Origin of the sequence: Dehalobacter restrictus DSM 9455, from assembly GCF_000512895.1 — a bacterium.
Lineage (GTDB): Bacteria > Bacillota > Desulfitobacteriia > Desulfitobacteriales > Syntrophobotulaceae > Dehalobacter > Dehalobacter restrictus.
In genome coordinates this window covers 676,792-698,380 of record NZ_CP007033.1, presented here as the reverse complement: position 1 = coordinate 698,380, position 21,589 = coordinate 676,792, and the positions used below count along the sequence as shown (strand labels likewise).

Sequence of the window (21,589 nt, the reverse complement as noted above, 5' to 3'; positions counted from 1 at the left end):
CATTGCACCTCCTAACGAGTTTACAACCCCTTTATCATTTCCACAAATTCGTCTAGTATATATGCCCCATCAACCTTCAGGTTTTTATCTTTGAACACCATAAAATACCGATATTGTGTTCCGGACTGTGCTTGCCACTTGCGGCCCAGATTGAGTTTCGCTTTATTCTCGTCGTTTGCTAAATAATCGCCCTTCGTTTCAAGCAATATTAAAATGCCGCTTTTGGTCATCACCATAAAATCGGGGTAATGATGGATAAAACCATTTAAGACAAACTCGCCAGACTTACGGTCTGCAATCCTGTGCCACCATTTGATATTATCTAATGAAACGATAGTATTAATAACACGAAACTCAAAGTCGTTCATATCGTTCTTTTCGGCATCGTAAAGCGACTTGGGGATCGACTCCGTACTGTCTACTGGAGTGATCACTTTTGGTAATACATAAGTAGGACGACAGACAATCGCGCCTCCATCCAACATCCGATCAAAGCGATTTTCTCTGTAGATATCCTCCAACGTTTCAATTTTCTGTTGAATTTTGCGAGCATAGGTCGAAACGGAAGTCTCCAAAGCAGCAAGCTCGTCCTCTGTCATTTTCTTTATAATACGAGTAACGTATTCGTTAACTTCTGTTGCGGCAAGTTGATTGCTTCGATTAATCTGATTGCATATCATGCTTGTACAAAGCTTGGTTTTACCCTCTTCCGGAAGCCTGGCCAGACGTTCTCGCAAGTATTCGCTTTCCGCTTTGGATGCCAGCTGATATTTTGGCACAGCTTCACCAAACTTGTCGATATCAACGCGATACATCTCACCCGTTGCAAGTTCAAAGCTGATCTGAGCATCCTGTCCGTTGAGCGAAAACCCATCGCTGAGTGCCTCCTTGGTAAGCAGCGTATATTCTCCACCGAAAAGGCTGGGGGCGGTTTTGAGGAAAAGTTGCGGTATTTGCAGGCTAAGGGCCTCATCTGAAAATTGCTCCTGTATTTTACATTGATTCATCATCTCGCCCAACTCTCCTCCAAACAGACCGGAGCCTTCACTGCCAGTCAGCACGGCATTATATTCTTCGGCCTTTTTTTGCGCTTCATCCAGCATCCCTGCAATACCGGCATCTGTCACGCCGCCTTCTAACACTGCACGAACAGCCTCTGGTGCAATATCTTCAAAATCGTCCTCTTCCGGCGCGAGAGCTCCAAGTAAGTCAGGCTGCTCAGGTTTACCCGGTTCGGGAATCGAAGATGTCTGTGTTTCTCCTCCTAGGCGAAAATCTTTTCGGGAAAATCCTGCCTTATTCAAACCTTTCACGATGTTTTCCAGCGTATCACGGAAATCATTCGAACTGGTCAGTACATAGGAGGTATTCAGAAGCGGAGCACGATGTCGCCTGGCGTACGGTTGACGTAAAATGCGCCCTAAAATCTGTTCTACATCCACGGCGGAGGTCTTGTTGGCCAGCGAGGCCAAAATATAAGCAAAGGGGCAATCCCAGCCCTCTTTCAACGCATTGACCGTGATGATATAGCGGATAGGGCAAGCTCGGCTCATTAAATTGACATTTTTTAATTCATTAATATTGGCGGTCTTAATCGCAATTTGCTCGTTCGGAATCCCCATATCAATAAGTTTAGTCTTGATTTTGTCAAAGGTCTCGCTGTCCTCATGAACTTTCGACTGAGCCTGAACAAGCACGATCGGGCGAATGTAAGCCCCTCCTGCCGCTTCTTCCGCAAGTGCCTGCTGCTCAATGCTGCCACGAAGCTGAATGGCATCAGCAATCACACTCTGGCGAGAGGTACGATTGTACACCACCACGGGCAGTTTGACCATGTTTTCGCTTTTCAGCTCGCGAGCATCCACATAGGAAATAATATTACTGTTGCTTTTAGGTGTTGCGGTTAAATCCAGCACAAAAGAAGGATTCAGATTATTGAGCATCTCAACGCTTAAATCCGACTGGGCGTTGTGGCTTTCGTCGACAATTACTACCGGAGACAGCTGATTCAACACTTGTATCAGCGCCGTATCATCGATATCGGCAATCATTGTTTCCGGACTGGTGAATGACTTGGTGAACGGCGCAAGCTGGCTGTTCTCCTGATAGACCTTGCGGCCGTCCTTCTTATTGCTCCGAATGGAATCATAGCTGAGAATGCAGACTGAAAGCTGTTCCCGTACAGCGGTCGGATTGAAGCCCTGACCACTCAATAACTGTTCCTTGGTATATACCACCACTCGCCCAGCAAAGTCGAAGTCCAACCGCTGGCGATAGGGATGATTGACATCGGACAGGGTCTTAATGGTTTGCTCCAAAATAGAATTGGAGGGCACAAGCCAAGCCACCACACGCGGTTTACCCATGGGCATAGCGTCAAATATAGGTTTTACCGAAGCACAGGCCATAAACGTCTTTCCGCCGCCGGTAGGCACTTTGAAGCAAACGTGCGGTGTGCCGGGGATAGTATCCCGATACTGCGGCACTCCACCAAATCCAATCCGAACATCTTGTGCGTTCCAATGCTCTTGATACGCTGTTATCATATTATGAGTTGAGTTTAAAAAAGAAAGATAAGAGTCAAGATCACTAATTGTCTTTTTCTGATAATTTTTCAGTTCCATATCGTCATCTCCTTATAGCCTGGAAATGTCGCGGGGTATTTTTTTAAAGGTAATGCCGTATTGCTTTAATTCCCCATCGCATAGTGCGCACAAATCAGCATAAATAACATAGCCTTCCGCCTGGGTCTGTACTGAGGATAAAAATTCATAATTGAGTGTCGTGATACGATCTTTATCATAGTAAAAGTAGTAGGCAGTATTTATGTGACAGCCCAGCAGATAAGGCTCATTTTCACTGGGTGCTCCCATAGGTTGTTTGGTTTCCATGAAAAACACATATTGCCGGATTTTTTCAGCAGGTATTCTTTCATTGAGTGTTTGGTCAGTGTTTAGTAGCGGCTCTCCTAACTCATAAAAGCCAAAACTGCCCCCTGTGCCTTCTTCAGCAGCCTTGCCTTCGCCGTAACCGTCGATAACACGGCGCATACGCTCAGCGGTGATATTCTCGACATAGTCCAACATCTCAACGAGAATGAATTTTCGGTTGCCGCCGTCTGCTTTATTCATATTAAGGACGGCATGGGCAGTCGTACCGGACCCAGCGAAGGAGTCAAGGATAATGGAGTTTGGATCGGTCGAAATGTGAAGAATGCGTTCCATTAAACGTGTAGGCTTTGGTGTATCAAATGGTATAGATTCAGGGAAAATAGCTTTTATTTCTTTTTTTGCTTCTTGATTATGTCCAACCTCCTGATAAGGCCAAATTGTTTTACAAGACATTCCCTTTTTGACATCTGATAAAAAACGCTTTATAGCTGGCATATTATTACCACTATTACCAAACCAAACGCGATTTTCAGCAATCATTCTATTCATAACTTCTTTGGTGTAGACCCAACATCTACCATTTGGCAAATTATGTTCTTTGCCGTTGGGAGCTGTCAATACATAAAACTGACTATCTGTACCATGTCCTGCCTGTGCAGTGGAATCTGTGGGTTTCCATATACCTCTTGGGTCATTATCTAAGTTTCTATAACGCGCATTCATTTCATCTGTTCGGTTAAGAAGGTTTGGATGCCATTGTTCTTTGTTTTTGGCATAGACAATAATAAAATCATGAGATTCAGAAAACCATTGTACCGCATTTTGAGGGCTATACCTTTTTTCCCAAATAACAGTATCGATGAAATTATTTGCTCCGAATATCTCGTCACATATAAGGCGCAGATTCGCCAACTCTGCATCATCAATGCTGATGAATATCGCCCCAGCGTCAGCAAGCAATCGCTGTAATAGCTTGAGCCGAGGGTACATCATGCACAGCCACTTATCATGGCGGCTCAAATCCTCTCCTTCTCTACCGACTACCTCGCCCAGCCACTTTTTAATTTTAGGGTCATTCACGTTGTCATTGTATACCCAACCCTCATTGCCTGTGTTGTAAGGAGGATCAATATAGATGCACTTAATTTTACCCTCATACTGTGGGAGAAGAGCTTTCAACGCTTCCAGATTATCCCCACGGATAATTTTATTTCCATCCGTGATTTCTTCTTCGGTCTGTCTATTGCCAATGTAAGTATACTGATGCTCCAACACCCGGTACGGTACTTCCAAGTGATGGTTGATAACTTTATCTTTTCCTATCCATTCAAGAGTTGGCATTGGATTGCTTCTCCTTTGATGCTATTGTGGTTTCAATGTGATCTATGAATATCTCAAACCTCTCAAGCCTTTCCACATCGGGAATATGTTCTGCTTAAACAGCACCTGTACGCGTCGGTAAGAGATGCCATATTTATATGAGCTTCCTGTGCATGAATATAGTTCATAATAGATTTCTCCTTCTTTTAATAAATAAGGCGAGAACATTTTCCTGCTCTTAGATGGTCTTATTATATCATCCAGATTAACTTATTAGTTAATTCAATTTCGAGGAAGACAGTTCTCAAAATCAATTATGACCTTCAATAGTACAGGTATGTAAATATTTTTGAACCCGTATTAACCAACAGCTACATTATTACTTGCTTAATTTTCTTATTGTTGATGCTTTCACATGTAGATCAACTTTTGATTATTTTTATTTACTAAATTTCCTAGGATTTAACAACTAAAGTAAGTAATTATTATTAATTTCATGACGACTCCTCCTGTGAGAGTTTTTCATATAATTTTAGCGCTTCTTCCCGTTCATAACAACTTCTACACAGTAAGCAATGGTTGCTACCAATGGCATTACAAGAAAATGTCCACGTAATAGGTACTTGAAGCTTATAAGCTTCTTTAATCACCTTTTGCCTTGGCTGTTCTGCAAAGGGAGCAATTAATTCATATTTGGCCATAGATTGCTGAAAAGTTATCACTATCATTGATAGCTATGATGAATGCCGGGATATACCATTTTCATAAGCAATCGGCCTTATCCTTCATTGGGTTTTGATGGGACTCAATGGGTAAAATTTCACTTTTGTGTATGCAATAATATGGTCTTGCATTTTTTCCTCCTACAAATGCAAATGCTGATTAAGCATCAGGCCTTCCTGAACTCCGTTAGGGTACAAATAGATTAGCTTCTTACGGTTGAATACCGGGTTGGTCTCATGAATGATACTGTGATGATTAGGGCATACGATTAGCTGGTTATTCGCGTCGTTGTTAAGGCTTTGGACAAAGTAGTCTATATGATGCGCTTCGGCAACTTTTGCACCATATTCTTCACCGACATATTGCCCACAGATTTGGCACCTGTAATCATAGAACAGTTTTAAGTTTTCGCCGATTTTCCGGCTGAGCTTACGGAACTTTAATATTCTTTCATCTTCAAAAATACTTGCGGTTTTATCTTCTATGTCATAATTAAATTTTGCTTCCATGGCTAACTCGGACTGGTTTTGGACTGCTTTCTTAATTGAGATAATATCTTCGGCTTCGATAGTCTCCAATATATAGGTATCCTCATAGGCGGTAGTATAAATCGCCAGATATTCCTTATATCCTTCAGGCAGTTTTATGATTGACCGGTTATCTCTAAGGCGGATTTCTCTTTGAGCCTTAATATAATTATAGCTTTTGGAGAAACAAGCCTTTAGAGCTTGGGCAAGATGGCCGTTTCTTGTATATCGAATTTGGAGAGTATCATTTTTCCTATTGAATCTGGAATCAAAATTTACATTACGTATTTGGGCGCGATATCCCTTTCCGTTGAGGTATAAGGTAATAGGTTTGACCTCACCTCTATGTAAAAATTTCCCCATGTTACGGGCAAAAATGACCTGATTTTCTACGGGCAGGGTAAGGCCTTCGGTTAATAAGGACCAGTTGACTTCAGTTTTGTAGACGTAATTTTCGTGAGAATCCAATAAATGCAGCTCTTTTCGGAAAGTTATTATCTTATGTTAATCAAGAAATAGAATCAGATAATATGGATAATAAGCAGTTTGTAACTATGCAACTTTTAGTAGGGTAATAAAACATAATGGGAAGTCACATAATCCGTTTCATACCTTCATTAAGCCATGATACTGCCTATGTTATTTGACCACTGATCTTCAGAGTGTTTATATGCCGAAAGAGGTAACTTGTCATGAATTATGTGCTCAATTTCCTAAAAAAATAGGTTAATCATTGGCTATCCGGATTAAGAATTTCTTTAGTCCGAGATATTTGTCTCCTTTTGGCATGATTTTCTTCCTTTCATATATTACTCCTGAACTGCTCTAGTATTTTGGGACTCTATATAGATTATCGCTCTTAATCGTACAAAATGAGTTTTTATTTATACCTTCTATTCAAATCAAAGTTACCTATTATTAAGTTCGCGAAGCAGATCAACATTCTCTATATAATCCTCTTCGCAGAGTAATTCATATTTTTCATTTGCGAGCGTAATCACTTTGTCAAAATGGACATTACTAGCTTCTTCAGTAAATCCAATTCCAGAGACAATAAGTTGGTTTGAGGAAATGCGTTCGCAAATATACTTGTAAATCTGGTTCCTTTTTTCATCGTCGGTCTCAGCATTATTAGGACTGTCAAATACGACAGGAAAATTAATAGCATCGGGATTGAACTCGTGCTTTAACTGGATCAAATTTACATACCAAATAATTGTGGAGATAGGGTTGTTGCTACCTCCAGCCGAAAATGTCCGCTTGATATTTTCAAAGCTTTTTGAATCAATACCTTCAAGCCCGAACCAATTTTTGTCGCTGAGCATAAGTGTGTAATATCTTTCATTTATCTTTTTCTTTGCATCGCTGTATTTACGTAGTTTCTTTTTAACTACCTTTGCGTCAGCTTCATTCGTGGCAATTGATCCTTGCACGGCGTGAAGATCGTCTGAGATTTTTTCTTTGATGTCAATATATCCTTTGTGACGCATAACATCATTAATTTCGGTGGATTTGATGCTTATTGAAGCTTCGTATTCTTCCAGTTTTATTAGCCAGTTTGAGTATTCCGCTTCAACAACCGTAATTTTTCGATCGATTTCTCCAATGCTGTACTGAATGTCACTACTGAGCAAAATGATGTCGTCGCCTGTATTATAGCGTTTTATACGAATATCCATAGTGTCATCAAGATTGGATTTACAAAGAGGGCAAATATGCTCTTTTAGAGCAGCAATCTGCTTTTCGTTTTCCTTATCAAGAAGACTCAATGCACGTAGATGATATTCCAGATCAGCCCTATCATTGCGAAAGTTAACTAACTTTTGACGAAGATCATTAAGCGTGTGGGCAATCGTGTTGTATTTATCTTTCGTTCGGCTTACGTCGGCGCGAAGATGTTCAATATCCATCGAATATGAAACATCGTTAATGCTTGCGTAAACTCTGTCAAGCATCATAAGCATCATGTCTTGTTCTTTTGATAGTCTTTTGCCTTCGGTCTCTATTTTTTCTTGCTGCTGGATCAAGCTGTAATAATTATCGTCGAATGCTCCGAAATGGTAATAAAGAACGTTTTCCTTAAAGTCAGGATATTCACTAAGCCTCTGAAAAGAAGCGAATTGCGATCCGTTTTGTTTATCCTGATCAACAAAGTTTAAGAGGTAATTGTAGGCGGGAGGAGTAACTTCCAACCTTTCGATCGGTTCGTCATCCTCATTATTATTTCTCTTGGGGAGTTTCACTGCAAAGTGGAATAACTCATATAATCGCTCTGCCAGTTCATGACGAGAGACAGACGTAAACATCAAGTCTTTATTGGCGTCGAAAACTTTAAAAAGCTTATTATGCCTAAATATATAATATCCGTCATCACCGATCGCAAATGAGAGTATGTACGTCTTGCTTGCATCGTCCCATTTATCCTCAAAAAAGCAGTCTGCGCCCATGGCATGATACAGTGATTTCATGATAACAGATTTTCCTCTGTCCGTACCATCTGTCGAACTGGAAGTGATCATCGTCTTGCCAAGTGAAAACTCAATTTTTCTTGCTTTCTTTTCAATACTCGAAAAAAGAAACAGTTCCTTAAAAACAAGCTTACGCATATTTTCCGCCCTCCCAACGCTTGATGATCAAAAGCAAAAAAACGTACTTTTCCTCTTGGCTGTATTCGATTGAGAATCTCGAGCCAAATTGCTGCAGAAGTATATCCGCCATTTGCTCTATTGTGACGTCAGTTGCTATTTCTTTAATATATCCAGATATCTTTTTTTCGCTTTGTTGGAGTTCCTTTGCGGAGTATTCGAGCTCAACAATTTTCGCCAAAGCTGCTTTGAGCTTTCCTTTTTCTCTAATTGTCAATTGCCGTTGATCAATGAGCACACGGACCTGCTCAACAGAGTCATCAGCTTTTTCCATATGTCGGTCAAGCATGTTATCGAGCTCTGATTTTGTAATACCTTTTCGCTTCACCAACTCATCGTAATTAAAGGCTGACAATTCATAACATGCTCTTTCCTCCACAGTATCAACAATTAATCGATATAAAGCATTTGGTTTAATTGGTTCACAACCTTTGATTTTCTCAAAACTGCCTATTATTTTACCTTTAAGGTCATTTTGCGGATAAAGTAAATTCATAGATGTATATATGTAGTGAAGATTATTTAAATCGACATTGCTGCGTTTTAGCTCATTCTGTAGTGCTTTCATTATCGTTTTCTGGCTTGTGTCATCCAAATCAGTAAAACAGAAAGTCTCAACGTCGGCTTTCGGGGTTTTACCGATCTGAAAGAAAGCATTGGATACCAACGCACACTTGATTGGTACATCTGGCGATGAAGCGTCTTTAAGAAGATAAAGCTTTGCTATGATGCTCTGCTTCCCATCAATCTTTTTTAATGCAGTGAATTTATAGGGCGACTGCACCTTATGCGTTTTAATCTGGTAGAATTCAATGGAATTGCTAAGATGTATTTCGATATCACACTTGTAGTCAAAAACAATACAAAAATTCTCCCTATCGAGGAGGTCAAACATTTTGCTTATTCCCCAGAATAACTCTTGACGAAAGCGATTCTTGCTCATCGAGCCTGACAGGTCATGGGGTATTCTGCTATAAGTGTCAGCAAGTTCCAACGAATTCACCTTCCTTTGTATGTAAGAATATGTGGCTTAAGATTCCCATTATTGCTATATCACGCATAACTCGGTACTGCCCATTATTATTGATATTGCGAATTTGAACAGTTTAATAGTTTGGAAGTTTAATGCCACGAAGATTTCTATAAGTATCCACAGCGAATGTATCAGTCATTCCTGCAATGTAAGATGTAATACTTAAGATTGCATCATAAGGCTGTTTATCAAAATCAAACTTATATTCTTCAGGTATTAGCTGTAATATCTTTTTGCTACTTTCTTTCGTATTTTCTTTTAAGGCAGAAAGAAATATATCAAGTAAACCAGGTAATACTTCGAAACCTGCAGCTTCAATTTGTATAACTGGCAGATGTGAATAAATCTTAGCACTTGATATTTGCCCTATCTTCTCCATTACTTCATTTGATTCAATGAGTTTACATATTTGCTTATCTAATTTGCCGGAAAGAATATCCCTTTCATTCTTAATAAAAACATCAGTAACTTGATAAATTAAGCTATTCACAGCCTTAGCCCGAAGGTAACCTATTCTTTCTCTCTCATTTAAAATGTTGGTTAAGTTGTTAATATCCGTATCACCGGATGAAGCTTTACATACTTCAATAAATAAGCTAGACGCTTCTTCAAATGAGATAAGTCCATGCTTATAGCCATCTTCAAGATCTATAACGCCATAACATATGTCATCTGCAGCTTCTGTTAAAAAAGCCAATGGATAACGATACCATCTTCCACCATCTTCCTTAATATTTATATCTAAATCTTTTGCAATTTCAGAAAATACGTTTACATCACATTGAAATAGGCCAGCTTTTTTCTCACTAGCAACTTTTTTCTCATTATAAATGTTAATGGGTCTCGGATACTTTGTGAACGCAGCCAAAGTCGGATAAGTTAATCCATGACCACCAGCCACATTTGTCTTTTGGGGATTGCTGTATGTTAGGATATGAAATCCCATCGCATTACCTTCAAAGTTCTGAAAATCAGCTCTTTCATTAGGATTAATGCCTTTCATTATTTCGTCACCACGTTCACTGTTGAAAAACTCAGATATTGCCTTTTCCCCAGAATGCCCTAAAGGTGGATTCCCGATGTCATGCGCTAGACAAGCTGCACAAACAACTGAACCGAATTGTAGCTGCTGAATAGTGGGGTCTTTCTTACTTAATTCATTTCCGACAATAGTACCTAATGATCTTCCCACAGATGCTGCCTCTAAACTATGTGTAAGTCTTGTATGAATTACATCGGTTTCGGGAAATGGAAAGACTTGTGTTTTCCCATTTAGTCTTCTAAACGCAGCAGAAAAAATTATGCGGTCAAAATCTCTGAGAAATTCATTCCTATCCGGACTATGAGCGCATTTTTCTTTGGGACATCCCAAACGATAAGGCATTAGAAGCTTTCCCCATTCCATTTGAAATCCTCCTCAAAATCGCATTTCTATCTAGCAACGGATGGTTGGTTCTTGGCGCTATCTGTTATTGATTTAATATTACAAACAAAAATATTTTGTATTTAAAAATCTAATTGGTATCATCAAATGTACTTTATGACTTTTAGTCAATTTCCCATTATATACATAATCCTACTTTCATTTAAGGACTATTCTCACCATCTTGCTTGCCTTTCCCAACCTCTCCGCCACTTCCACATCCGCCGGGCAAAACGTATACCTTCCCAAATCCTCCGCCCTCACCCACCGTATATCCTGATGCACCGTTCTTTCCAGCTCCCCCTCAACAATCCGTCCCTCAAAGAAAGTAAAGCACATCTCTTTATCTCCATAAGTATGCCGACTCTCAGCAAAAACCTCTCCGACCTGTATCGTCACGCCCAGTTCTTCCTGGCATTCCCGAACCAAGCATTCGGCTAGAGTCTCCCCTTCTTCCAGCTTCCCGCCCGGGAATTCCCAGAGCAGTGGACAGCTGCCGCTGTTGTCTCGCTGACAGATTAAGATTTTTTCATCCTGTCGCAGGATCGCTGCAGTAACCTGTGTTATTTTCTTTTCTTCCATCGTCTCAACCCACTATCAATTGATTGGTTTGATGTTTTTGAACTACACCCTTAAACATTTCATAGCCCTATATTTTCACTTGGCTAAAATACCCAATTTTGTTTAATTCTCTTTTATTTTTCTATTTCCTTTTCTTTTTTACAATAAATTGCAAAAAGATGCTGCAAGTTATACGCAGCATCTTTTATGTTATTATATGGTTTATTCTGGTAATTTATGTTATAATAACCCTGCAACAGATGGCGTGCAGGGCGGTCGGCATTCCCTCCGGAAAGGAGGTGATGCCATGGAAGTATATCAAACATTAACACTGATGATATCCTTCGGAACATTGGTGGTTTTGATACTTTCTTTCCACAAACGGAAATAGACCGCCCAACTCACATGGATAGCGGTCTATCCGTATTCATCTGCCGACCGCCCTTAAAGCGGCTGTTGTGAGGAATCATGTTACTGCATGATTCCTCTTTGCTTATATTATATACCATATTGAAGTTAAAATACATAGCTACTTGAAAATTTTGTCAATTATACATTCCCTGAATTATTTAAATACTCTTTCTACATTAATTATACCAAAAACATTTCTCTAATAACATTCTTATAATTATCCTATATTTTGTGTAAGATAAAACTTATCAAACTTAAGCCAAACTTAGGGGGTAAACTTTTGGAACGGGACCGCCTTGATCAAGATTTTGAAATCAGACGCCTGGAGCAGGTGCTGGCTCTCGCCCGGGAACAATTAGACTGTGCCCTGCAAAAGAGCGAGGAAAATAAAGACGCCATTATTGCCGCGAAGTTAGATATGTGGGAAGATACTTCCCGCTCCATCTCCGGTCTTTGGAATATGGATAATTTCCATGAGCTGGTCGAGTTGAGCCAGTACGCCAATCCGGTGTCGGAACGGGTGTCGGATTACGAACGGGATGCAGCTAAGATCCTGGCTTTAAAAAGATTGCTCTATTCCCCCTACTTTGCGCGGATTGATTTTCAGTTCGCGGGCGAGGAAGCCTTTGAGAATATTTATATCGGGCGGTCTTCGCTGCAGGACGGCCTAACCCGGGAAATGGTTGTCTATGACTGGCGCTCTCCCATCGCCAGTGTCTTTTACCGCTTTGGCCCGGGGAAAGCGTTCTATGAGTCGCCGGGCGGTAAAATAACGGGAGAGGTGCATTTAAAACGCCAATACGAGATCAAAGATGGCAAACTGCAATATTTCTTCGATGCGGATATTCAAATCATTGACGAATTCCTGCGCGAACTGCTTTCCCAGAATGCTTCCCCTAAAATGAAAACCATCGTCGAGACCATCCAGAAAGATCAGGATATGGTGATCCGCGATCTGGAAACGGATTTGCTGATGGTCCAGGGAGCTGCCGGAAGCGGTAAAACTTCGGTGGCGCTGCACCGCGCGGCTTATCTGATGTACCAGGGACTGGCGGCCAAGCTGGCTTCCAATGAGATCGTGATCATTTCTCCCAACACCCTGTTTGAACAGTACATCGCCAATGTCTTGCCTGAGCTGGGCGAGAAAAATGTCCATTCGCTCGTCTTTGAAGAAATATTCGGCAAGGTTTTGCAGACTGGTTCTATCCAAAGCAGGAATCAATATTGGGAAGGCCTGCTCTCCCCCGGCCAAAATGACCGAGCGCTTAGTTATAACGACAAGAAGCTCGCCAAACGCAGCATGGCATTTAAAGGCTCCGGCCTGTTTGCTGAGATTTTAAGACGTTTCATTAAGGACTTGCCTTATCGCTGGCTGCCGTTTGCCGATATTTATTATGACGGAAAGGTCGTCGCGGACCGGCAATTGCTGAAAGCCAAAATCCTTAAGGGCGATCAGGAATTCCTGCTGAGCGTACGTTTAAAGCAATTGGAAGCGTCGATTCTGCAAATTGTCCATGAACTGCGTCCCAGCCGTCAGGAAAAATTAAAAAAGTTTATTCAGGCCAAACCCGAGCATGAATTTGAATGGAAAGAAGTAGCCCGGCGGTTATCCATCCTGGAAAGCACCGCCTTGCTGAAGAAGATACGAAGGTTTACCGAGCTGGATTGTCAGGAACTATACCGGAAGCTGTTCAGCGATAAAAGCTATTTTTATCATTTAGCCGAAGGTCTGGAGCTGCCTGATTGTATGGAAGAGATTTTGGACTTCACCAGAGAAAACCTGCAAAAAGATGGTTTGCTTTATGATGACGCCCTGGCCCTTACTTTTCTCCATATCCATATCAAAGGATATACGGCTTACCGTGATATCAAGCAGGTTGTGGTCGATGAAGCCCAGGATTATGATCCCCTGCATTTTGAAATACTCCACGGTCTGTTTCCCAAAGCGCATTATACCATCCTGGGCGATATTCATCAGACGATCGGCAAACAGGAAGATTCCGCACGCTATGAACAGATTGGCAAGATATTCGCTAAGCCGAAATCCACGCTGGTGACTTTGGACAAAAGCTTTCGCTCCACCAAGGAGATCTTGACGTACAGCGCCAGGTTTCTTGACCAAAGCGTTAAGCTCCATCCTTTCGGGAGATCGGGAGATACGCCTGCCGTGTTTGCGGCGTCAAACCGGGCGGCGCTGACTACTCTCCTGCTTGCGGAAATGAATACCTGCCGGGAAATGGGTTACCAATCCATCGGGTTGATCTGTAAAACGGAATACGACGCCCTTGCCTTATATGAGCAGCTCAAGGACCAAAGCGATATTCAGCTGCTAAAAGGTGACGTTCAATTTGATTTAAACGGCGTATTCCTGATCCCGGTCTATCTGGCCAAAGGCCTGGAATTTGACGCCGTACTGATCTGCGAGGCCGATCAGGGGCATTATCACAGCACTGATGATCAAAACCTTTTATATGTTGCCTGTACGCGGGCGCTGCATCGACTGAACCTGTTTTATACCGGAGAGATCAGCCCGCTTTTATAATACCGCTATGCCAAAAAGCAATCCATCGAAAATAACGATGTGTAAAGGAGTCTTTTCATCTTCTGATTGCAAAAAGATGCTGCAAGTTTGAAGTTCGCAGCATCTTTTCTGTTAATATATGGAGACTCCCTCGCCCAGCCACGCTTTGATGGATCGGTACAGGTTCTCGGTTTCTGCCGGGGTCTTGCCGTTGACAATGACATATCCTGGATTGTCCCCGTCCAGCTTGAGGACAATGTACGCTCCGCCCTGGCTGTACACATAGAGCATGCATTTCCCGTATCCCTCGACAGTGAAATGGCCGAAACTTTTGCTTTCTCCGCCGTAGCCGTTGGTACGCAAGCTTCGGGGCAGGCTTTCCAGGGTGGAAACGGATACGATCCGGTCTTTTGCAAGGCTTAGGTCATACATCGCGGCGTCGATGGTGATCTGGGAACCGTTCTCCGTGATCACATAATCCTTGGCGCCGCCGTAGAATACAGGAATCAGGGCAGCCAGGACCAGCGCCAGGATACCGAAGCCGACGGCCTTACCGACCGGGTGGGCGAGATTAATGGTGAAGCCCATGCCCGCGATCCGTTTGGGTACAAAGATTCTGGGATCACTCGGGTTATAGTAGCATCCCCATTTGTAAGCGCCTTCTTGTTCGGAAAGATGGCTTTCGTTTTGAAGTTCAGGACCGAAGAAGTGATTTTCAGCAGCGCGGATTTTTTTCTGCTGCCAGTAGGCAATGAGGAGCAGCGCGGTGATCAAGACAAACACCGGCAGTATAATCAGGATACCATCTCCGGCGTAAAAGACGGAAAAACTGAACAGAAACCAAAACACCAGCATCGTCAGCCCGCTCAGCGTCGCCGCCTGCGTACGGATACGCTCCTGGGTTCTGGCGCAGACCTTATTGATCTCGGTGTTCTCGCTTAAGGCCGGGGTATGACTATTGCGCATCTGGTAATACAAGAAAATCATATTCAGTTGGCAGAACGGACCGATCATGCTGAAGACAACGGGATAGAACGCCCGCGCCGTCGGTGAGAACAGCAAGTAGAACGTCGGAATGAAACTCAGGAGCAGAAACAACCAGGACCAAACCGCGGAAACGCCTGCTTTACCTTTCTCTTTGACCACGTTCATATCCACGGTTACGATCCGCGAGCGCTGGTAGATCCAGCCTTTTTCCTTCTTCAGCGTCCGGAGCCTGCGCTGATAGCGGTGAACCGCCAGCCAATTGAAGAAAATATTGACCAGTACCAGGATCAGCAGGAAGAACTCCGTGAAGGATGCCGCGGCTGGAAGCAGCAGCAGAAGGCTGAGCCCTGCGGACAGCAGAAAGATGAGATAACACATCCGTTTGTAGCCGCTGATGATGTCCTGAACTTCCAATGATTGGGCATGGGTTGCGGACAGGGTTACGCCCAAAATCTGCTGATTTTGCTGGTTCTTATAAAAGAGCGTAAACGCAGCCATCGTCCCGAAAATCAACCAGGATAGGATGAGCAGTGTTAAAAGCATAAACATTCCTCCTTATTCGTAAACCAAGTCAATCAGACCGGATAGATGCGTTGTGATCTCCTGCTTGGACGCACCTTTCATCCGGGCCTCCGAAAGCAGAAGTTCCAGCCGGCGGTCAAAATCCTGATTAAAAACCATGCCGGTCTTGCCGCAATCTCTGATCTGGGCGCCGTGCCGCCGGTCAATGATGATGATGCCTTCGTCTTTTAAGAGGGCATAGGCTTTGTTGACCGTCATAGGATTCACCCCAATATCCTGGGCCAGCTGGCGGACGGTCGGCAGTGCATCCCCGGGCTTTAAATTCCCTTTGGCTGCAGCAAACACGATCTGATTGCGGATCTGCTGGTAAATCGGGATATCGCTGGTCATGTCGATCCTTAATAGCATGGGCGTTCCCTTCTTTGCGTTAATGTGTTCTTTGTATTGTTTGTATTATATAATATAATACAAACAATACAAAGATGTCAATAAAAAAATCACCTCCCCATTATCGCCTATTTATTAATAAACAATTAGGGGAGGTGTTTTGTTACACTTTTATGAAATTTTTGCCATTATCATCCATCTACTTGCCTAAGTTTTCAGCGATTTTCACAATTTCATCATAGCAATCTTTTACTTCACGAGTCCAATTAAATTTCCGTACCCTTCCCGCTCCATATCTTCTTTAGGCACGAACCGCAGCGAGGCGCTGTTGATACAATATCTCAGACCGCCGGATTCCCTGGGTCCATCAGCAAACACATGTCCCAGATGGGCATCGCCGGCACGGCTCCTGACCTCGGTCCGCAGCATGCTATGGGAAGTATCGGTCTTCTCCGAGACTACATTCGGATCGATAGGCCTGGTAAAGCTCGGCCAGCCGCAGCCTGATTCAAATTTATCCGAGGAGGCAAAAAGCGGCTCGCCTGTCGTAATATCCACGTAAATACCCGGCCGGAAAATGTCCCAGAACGCGTTATGAAACGGCGGCTCGGTGGCATTATTCTGCGTCACTTCGTACTGCGTTCCGGTCAGGGTTTGGCGAAGCCTGCCAGGATCCGACGCCTGATAATCGGCTGGGTTAATAATGGCCCCTGCCGCCTTCGTGAATTGATCCCTGCCAATGTGACAATAGCCGTCCGGGTTTTTATCCAGATATTTTTGGTGGTACGCTTCCGCCGGACAGAAGTTCTCGATTGCTTTTATCTCGATCGCGACAGGTTTGTCGTAGTTTTTTTGCAGTTTGGCCAGGGACCGTTCTATCACCGGCAGATCATTCATATCCGCATAATAAATCCCGGTACGGTATTGCGTCCCCTTGTCGCCGCCCTGCCGGTTAAGTGAGACCGGATCAATCGCCTGATAATATAATTCCAGCAAGAATTCCAGCGGCACAATCTCCGGATCATAGTCTACATACACCGTCTCGGCATGTCCGCTGCCGCGCTGACACACATCCTCATAGGTCGGGTTCGCGGTCTTGCCATTGGCATAGCCCACTTGCGTGGTACGGACCCCGCGAATAGACGCAATATATTTTTCCACACCCCAAAAACAGCCGCCTGCAAGATAAATCTCAGACATAACAGACCCTCCATGATATCAGATGATGATATCATTCTCCGCTGCTCAAAAGCTGCGAACCGAGCCACCATCCCCTACCATCCTCGATATTTTTATGATGCTAAGAATGATGATATTATATTCAAGTTAAAATACAATTTTATGGAATTAATATCTTTTGTCCCTCATAAATCAAATCTGGACTGGATAGTATATTTTTATTTGCTGCGTATATTTTCATGTAAAGTGAAGCATCACCATACTCTAATTGGGCTATTTTTGCCAGGGTATCTCCTGCTTTCACGGTATATATTCTTTGCTTTTCACCGGCAACGATATCCGGGAGCAGCCCCTCAGGCGGAAGGGTTAAAACCATTCCTGCGTATAAACGGTTATTATTCTTCTCAATAATATCACGATTTGCCTCATATATCTTACCGGAGTATTTGTAACTTCCGTAATGGTTTAAGGCGATCGTAGCTAACGTATCACCGGGCAGAACCTTATACGTGCTGTTAACCACTTCTACATCTGTTTTTGGTATCAGGTCAAGATAACTAAACGAGTTGCTTGAATTTAGCTCAGGCATTTGAATGTCCACGGGTAGGTTAATGTTTGTTATATCTGTATCATAGTTAAACGTAAGATTCAAAATGCCGGTAACATCCGATTGAATTTCTTCTCCGCCTACGGTATCATTCATCAATCTATTTAATGCTGACATATCGAGCTCTAGGTTGATACTTCCATTTTCATGGGTGATATAACCTTCGCTTGAAATCGTATACGTTAACTCGATACCTTTGTCCCCTAGAATAGAAACATCATTCAATTGATCCATGACTGAATTAAATTCAGTTAAAAACTCTTCATCAATAGAACCAAATTCCGATGAACTGCCTGAGAGCTCACTATACTGAGCAATTATCGTGAAGTATTCATTTAAAAAGTTCGACGCTTCTTTGTCCTTCGCAAAGTTATTAATCCCATAACGGATAAATTCCTTCAATTGTGCATCATTAAGTTTTATCGTATATTTTTGTGAGCCAAGGCCATCGTTTGCTGATTCACTAACGACGTCAATATTCGGGTTGAACCTTTGAACATAACTGTTTAGAAAATCAGTACTTTTTTTCTGTAGATCTGACTGCAATTTTATAAGGTTCGTTACATCCATATTTTTAAGATCCGTATTTTTCGCATCAAAAGGATTTATAACCATATATGGCTTTCCAGCATATCCAGGGGGTAAATAGGCTGCTGCAATTTGCGGGATTTTAAAGACTTCAATTAGCTTTGGAGTTTTCCCTGAGAAATCTTCATCTACCCAAAACGGCATGTCAATATTAAGACCGGATGCAATTACGTTACAATCTGCCTGTAATTTAGCGATTGTTTTCTCTTCGTTGCAATTCATTTTCAAAACGACATCGAGTTTCGCATTATTTAACATCTCAGCAACTGAATCGATTTGTTCTTGGTCTGCCTGATCAAACCCTGTGCCGGACATTTGAAGAGACATCGTCATATGCTGCTGCATTGAAGTCACATCTTGCATTTTCATATAGGCATTAAAGATTGCCAGCTGATTTTGGGTACAACCAGCTAATACCACAACGGATACAAATAAGACCGTAAGAATTAAGGCTGTTTTTTTTCTAATCTTCATATAGTTACTCCCCTCTCCACTATGTTGTAACTATATGATTCTTCAGCTTAACGCCAAATACCTCCCAAATTATTCCTATATTTCAATATTTTTGTACGCATAGCTTATCAGCCTGCAGATCATATTGAAAACCGTATCAATCAAAACTTGTTGTCAGAACTTGTTGTATGATACGACATCTTCTATTGGCTTGAATTCCGAATGTCCGGGGGAAGGCTTTGCAGCCGGGGCAGGATAACCCATCACCAGCAAGGCGACCGGCTCAATGTTGTCCGGAATCGCAAACTCCTCCCTAACAGCCTCAGGTATAAAGTACATGACCCACGTCGTGCCCACGCCCAGCGTCGTAGCCTCCAGCATCATGTGTGTTGTTACAATGCTCGCGTCGATAACCCCGCTGGTCTTGCCGTCGTATTCCCGTTGCCAGCATTCGTTCTTATCGTAGCAGATAAGCATTGCGGCAGGTGCGCCAAAGTGGCATTTCGTGCATTTTCTGAGCTTTGCCAATCCTTCTTCGCTGTTGATGACCAGAATCTTCTGCGGTTGGCGGTTGCAAGCAGTCGGCGCGAGGTGTCCCGCTTTCAATATTTTATTCAGCGTATCCTGTTCGATCGCTTTGTCGGTAAAGTTGCGCACTGAATAGCGTTCCTCTGCCAGTTTCAAAAAGTCTATATTCGTGTTCATTAATGTCCCCTCCATCCAATCAATGATCGTGTTATATAAAATTCCCACTTATCAACGATCTCCCGGGTTAACGGGCAGGCGAGCCGATGCCGATAACAGTAGCGTCGTTAGTGACTCCGGCGGGAAACCTGGCTTGGTTCGGATCGTTCTTTTCCGCCAGGACAATCGGACAATTGTTCTGGGCAGCCAACGGTGCAACCATCAGAGCCGCGGCCAAAGAGTAACCGTCAGCAAAGTAAACCTTGCTGGTATTAAGTCCCATCTTCTCGTTAAAATCCTGGTTGGTCACGTAGCGATCCACGCCGGACATGCGGCGGAATCCGTTTGTATCCTGGACTCTGGACGTGCCGCCCAAGATAACCAAATTATTGGCGTCTAGTCCAGCCTTTAGTAAACTCCAAGCTTCGGGATGATAGACACCGGCTCCGTCCGTTATGCGGATTAGCCATCCGTTGGCTGCCGCGTAGGGCCCGGCACTCACGGCGTCGGCCAGAGCATCAAAACCTACGAGGAATACCCCACGTGGATCAGCAATTTCGTCTCCTACCAGGTTCGCCGTCTCCGCGCGCCCTTCCCCCTGCAGCACTTTTGCCTCGAGATCGGGGATGGCTGCTTTCAATTTTCCAGACACGACATCCGCTTGGAAGCCGATGCAGTAAGCTCTTTTTGCTCCCAGCCGTTTTATCTCACCAATCACTTCGGCCGTCGGGACGCCACCTTCCACCATAAGGATCGGCGCCTGCTCCTGGCCGGCCAAGGGTGCTGCTGCCAGGGCGTCGATCAAATGGTTGTTTTCTCCGGGGACGACGACCACTGAATCAGCCTTTATCCATCCTTCTTGGGACACTTTTACCGAGGTAGCCGGTGTACTGCCCCCGTTAATGGTTCTGTCCGCAGTGATTCCACTCGCCGGCATGGCCGGCTCGGAAACTTTCAGCCGTACGACGGCGATGATATTGGAAAGCTCCCGTCCGGCGGGCGTTATGGTCCTGCCGCCCAGCCACAGGGCGCTGGAGGCGCCGCCGTCTAAATTCATGGCGTCTGTTAGGTTATACGCCTGGGCAACCTGAGCCAAATTTTTGATCGTAAGACCCGGCGTGGTACCGAAAACCAATTGTTTGTCGGTCGTCAGCCCGATGAACGAACGATTGCCGGCAGCCGTGGTGAGTTTCGGGTCGTTCCAGCCCTCACCGACCGGATCGGCAGTCACCTGTCCATCCAAGATGAGGCTCGGGCCGCAACCGGTGATGTTGGTCAAATTGATCCAATCAGCCGTATCATCCGTATTTGTGCGGCTATTCCATACTTGCCGCACAAAATCAATCGTCGATCCAACATGGAATAGCTGGCGGTAGGCGCTGCTAGTCGGCATCAACAATAAAAATCCATCAGCCGGAATGGCCGTATTGCCCTGGCTGATAGCTGTAACCGTACCTTTCTGCAGAACTTTCGCACCGCCCGCTGTATAAACGCTACCCGTCACGTCTTTGACATTGCGTACCACCACACAGACCATATCGGTATTCCCGGTTTCCGTACCGTAATCCGGGGTGATGATCGCCTCGCGATAACCTGTGTAGCCGGCTGGCCTGATGACATTCCAGTTGCGTAAGTAAAAGAGTTGTTTATAAAGGTAATTGCCTCCGGTAACGTCGACATAGACGTACTGCCTGAAGGCCACCCTATCAAGCTGCGCTTCGCCGGCGCTGCCGAAACCTATCATGCTGCTGGTTTCATAGTGCATCGTCGCCCCGTTATGTACCAAGGTCCCGTTTATGGGCTTCTTGCCTTCATTGTAGGCCTCAAAGAACGCGCCGTTGACTGCCGCCAATACTTCATACTTGTTTTTGTCTATGCTGCCGATGATCTGCTCGAAGGGCTTAACATCGCCGACTTTGCCTGCCGGCACGGAAAGCACACGGATATTGGGATCATTCAGATCGGCGCGCACCGCCTTAATTGTGGTGGATTGACCGGCAATACTGACGGACTTGTCGGCGCTCGTCACCGAGCTTGAGTCGGCCCAAACCGTCGGTGCCTGCCAACCCACCAGCACCAGGGTAAAAATCGAAATCGCAACCCATAATCTCTTTACCAATCCCTGTT

At 43.8% G+C, this 21,589-nt stretch carries 17 protein-coding genes; 2 read left to right on the top strand and 15 right to left on the bottom strand.

What is annotated here, in order from left to right:
- Nucleotides 1-20: 20 nt before the first annotated feature.
- From DEHRE_RS03335 to DEHRE_RS14755, 9 genes are all read right to left on the bottom strand, one after another.
- A complete protein-coding gene (locus DEHRE_RS03335) occupies nt 21-2,624 on the bottom strand; it encodes a DEAD/DEAH box helicase (RefSeq protein WP_019225668.1) in 2,604 nt (867 codons plus the stop codon).
- Between the two features lie 12 nt (nt 2,625-2,636).
- Nucleotides 2,637-4,232 carry a site-specific DNA-methyltransferase gene (locus DEHRE_RS03330; protein ID WP_019225669.1) on the bottom strand — a complete coding sequence of 532 codons (1,596 nt, stop codon included), beginning with the start codon at nt 4,230-4,232 and terminating at the stop codon, nt 2,637-2,639.
- 473 nt (nt 4,233-4,705) lie between these two features.
- Nucleotides 4,706-4,912 (bottom strand): 7-cyano-7-deazaguanine synthase, encoded by a 207-nt coding sequence (locus DEHRE_RS15620; protein WP_158208142.1) that lies wholly within the window; start codon nt 4,910-4,912, stop codon nt 4,706-4,708.
- Between the two features lie 162 nt (nt 4,913-5,074).
- Nucleotides 5,075-5,929 carry an HNH endonuclease gene (locus DEHRE_RS03325; RefSeq protein ID WP_019225670.1) on the bottom strand — a complete coding sequence of 285 codons (855 nt, stop codon included), beginning with the start codon at nt 5,927-5,929 and terminating at the stop codon, nt 5,075-5,077.
- A gap of 440 nt (nt 5,930-6,369) precedes the next feature.
- A complete protein-coding gene (locus DEHRE_RS03320) occupies nt 6,370-8,067 on the bottom strand; it encodes a hypothetical protein (protein WP_019225671.1) in 1,698 nt (565 codons plus the stop codon).
- On the bottom strand, nt 8,060-9,100 hold the full coding sequence (locus DEHRE_RS03315; RefSeq protein ID WP_019225672.1) for a dsDNA nuclease domain-containing protein: 1,041 nt from the start codon (nt 9,098-9,100) through the stop codon (nt 8,060-8,062). The genes DEHRE_RS03320 and DEHRE_RS03315 overlap by 8 nt, the downstream gene beginning before the upstream one ends.
- A 112-nt stretch (nt 9,101-9,212) precedes the next feature.
- The gene (gene dgt / locus DEHRE_RS03310) at nt 9,213-10,544 is read right to left on the bottom strand and encodes a dGTP triphosphohydrolase (protein ID WP_019225673.1); all 1,332 of its coding nucleotides are present in this window, start codon (nt 10,542-10,544) and stop codon (nt 9,213-9,215) included.
- Between the two features lie 177 nt (nt 10,545-10,721).
- Entirely contained in the window at nt 10,722-11,144 is a 423-nt protein-coding gene (locus tag DEHRE_RS03305; RefSeq protein WP_019225674.1) for a (deoxy)nucleoside triphosphate pyrophosphohydrolase, read from the bottom strand.
- A gap of 113 nt (nt 11,145-11,257) precedes the next feature.
- A complete protein-coding gene (locus tag DEHRE_RS14755) occupies nt 11,258-11,455 on the bottom strand; it encodes a hypothetical protein (protein ID WP_156804683.1) in 198 nt (65 codons plus the stop codon).
- On the opposite strand from DEHRE_RS14755, the gene DEHRE_RS15615 reads away from it, so the two are divergent.
- Nucleotides 11,431-11,514, top strand: a complete 84-nt coding sequence (locus tag DEHRE_RS15615) for a putative holin-like toxin (RefSeq protein ID WP_353737771.1) — start codon at nt 11,431-11,433, stop codon at nt 11,512-11,514. The two genes, DEHRE_RS14755 and DEHRE_RS15615, sit on opposite strands and share 25 nt — an antisense overlap.
- Before the next feature lie 300 nt (nt 11,515-11,814).
- The gene (locus tag DEHRE_RS03295; protein WP_019225676.1) at nt 11,815-14,076 is read left to right on the top strand and encodes a HelD family protein; all 2,262 of its coding nucleotides are present in this window, start codon (nt 11,815-11,817) and stop codon (nt 14,074-14,076) included.
- A 111-nt stretch (nt 14,077-14,187) separates the two neighbouring features.
- Here DEHRE_RS03295 and DEHRE_RS03290 read toward each other — a convergent pair whose 3' ends face one another.
- The 6 genes from DEHRE_RS03290 to DEHRE_RS03265 form a co-directional block, all read right to left on the bottom strand.
- Nucleotides 14,188-15,591, bottom strand: a complete 1,404-nt coding sequence (locus DEHRE_RS03290) for a DUF5808 domain-containing protein (RefSeq protein WP_242837025.1) — start codon at nt 15,589-15,591, stop codon at nt 14,188-14,190.
- A gap of 6 nt (nt 15,592-15,597) precedes the next feature.
- Nucleotides 15,598-15,972, bottom strand: coding sequence for a GntR family transcriptional regulator (locus DEHRE_RS03285; protein ID WP_025205246.1), 375 nt, complete (start codon nt 15,970-15,972; stop codon nt 15,598-15,600).
- Nucleotides 15,973-16,200: 228 nt separating this feature from the next.
- Nucleotides 16,201-17,151 carry a peptide-methionine (R)-S-oxide reductase MsrB gene (gene msrB / locus DEHRE_RS03280; protein WP_019225679.1) on the bottom strand — a complete coding sequence of 317 codons (951 nt, stop codon included), beginning with the start codon at nt 17,149-17,151 and terminating at the stop codon, nt 16,201-16,203.
- Between the two features lie 139 nt (nt 17,152-17,290).
- Nucleotides 17,291-18,799: a LysM peptidoglycan-binding domain-containing protein gene (locus tag DEHRE_RS03275; protein ID WP_019225680.1), complete on the bottom strand. Its 1,509-nt coding sequence runs from the start codon at nt 18,797-18,799 to the stop codon at nt 17,291-17,293.
- Nucleotides 18,800-18,952: 153 nt separating this feature from the next.
- On the bottom strand, nt 18,953-19,483 hold the full coding sequence (locus DEHRE_RS03270) for a nitroreductase family protein (RefSeq protein WP_019225681.1): 531 nt from the start codon (nt 19,481-19,483) through the stop codon (nt 18,953-18,955).
- A gap of 67 nt (nt 19,484-19,550) precedes the next feature.
- Entirely contained in the window at nt 19,551-21,581 is a 2,031-nt protein-coding gene (locus DEHRE_RS03265) for a cell wall-binding repeat-containing protein (protein ID WP_019225682.1), read from the bottom strand.
- Between the last annotated feature and the right edge of the window lie 8 nt (nt 21,582-21,589).

What these genes read in the sequence shown, in the direction of transcription:
- DEHRE_RS03335 (WP_019225668.1), bottom strand. Translation starts at nt 2,624, where the DNA reads ATGGAACTGAAAAATTATCAGAAAAAGACAATTAGTGATCTTGACTCT.
- DEHRE_RS03330 (WP_019225669.1), bottom strand. Translation starts at nt 4,232, where the DNA reads ATGCCAACTCTTGAATGGATAGGAAAAGATAAAGTTATCAACCATCAC.
- DEHRE_RS15620 (WP_158208142.1), bottom strand. Translation starts at nt 4,912, where the DNA reads ATGGCCAAATATGAATTAATTGCTCCCTTTGCAGAACAGCCAAGGCAA.
- DEHRE_RS03320 (WP_019225671.1), bottom strand. Translation starts at nt 8,067, where the DNA reads ATGCGTAAGCTTGTTTTTAAGGAACTGTTTCTTTTTTCGAGTATTGAA.
- dgt (WP_019225673.1), bottom strand. Translation starts at nt 10,544, where the DNA reads ATGGAATGGGGAAAGCTTCTAATGCCTTATCGTTTGGGATGTCCCAAA.
- DEHRE_RS03305 (WP_019225674.1), bottom strand. Translation starts at nt 11,144, where the DNA reads ATGGAAGAAAAGAAAATAACACAGGTTACTGCAGCGATCCTGCGACAG.
- DEHRE_RS15615 (WP_353737771.1), top strand. Translation starts at nt 11,431, where the DNA reads ATGGAAGTATATCAAACATTAACACTGATGATATCCTTCGGAACATTG.
- DEHRE_RS03290 (WP_242837025.1), bottom strand. Translation starts at nt 15,591, where the DNA reads ATGTTTATGCTTTTAACACTGCTCATCCTATCCTGGTTGATTTTCGGG.
- DEHRE_RS03285 (WP_025205246.1), bottom strand. Translation starts at nt 15,972, where the DNA reads ATGCTATTAAGGATCGACATGACCAGCGATATCCCGATTTACCAGCAG.
- msrB (WP_019225679.1), bottom strand. Translation starts at nt 17,151, where the DNA reads ATGTCTGAGATTTATCTTGCAGGCGGCTGTTTTTGGGGTGTGGAAAAA.
- DEHRE_RS03275 (WP_019225680.1), bottom strand. Translation starts at nt 18,799, where the DNA reads ATGAAGATTAGAAAAAAAACAGCCTTAATTCTTACGGTCTTATTTGTA.
- DEHRE_RS03270 (WP_019225681.1), bottom strand. Translation starts at nt 19,483, where the DNA reads ATGAACACGAATATAGACTTTTTGAAACTGGCAGAGGAACGCTATTCA.